General features: G+C 72.6%; 1 protein-coding gene. It reads left to right on the forward strand.

What is annotated here, in order from left to right; translation table 11 throughout:
- Nucleotides 1–288, forward strand: a 288-nt coding sequence (locus IF89_RS40090; protein WP_043195124.1) for a hypothetical protein, incomplete at both ends; no start/stop codon positions are given.

Here is a 288-nt window from a genome sequence, read left to right on the forward strand (position 1 = left end):
ACCGTCACCCGCACCGCAGACAGCGCCGGGAAGCTCACCGCCCGCGAGCAGACCACCTTCACCTACGACAAGTACGGGCAGCCTGCCTCGCAGACGGTCTCCTGGGCCGACGGCGCCGGACAGGAGGGGCGGCGGGGCGAGGGGCCGGGCGAGCTGAAGACTGAGGTCAGCCGGACCGTTGAGAACGGACGCCTGACCGAGACCACCACCGTGGCGCCCGGCACGGACGCGGAAACGGTGACCTCGCGGGTGGTGGACCTGGCCACCGGAGCCGTCCTGCAGGAGGCC

Source organism: Streptomyces sp. NRRL F-2664, from assembly GCF_000719345.1.
Taxonomy (GTDB): domain Bacteria; phylum Actinomycetota; class Actinomycetes; order Streptomycetales; family Streptomycetaceae; genus Streptomyces.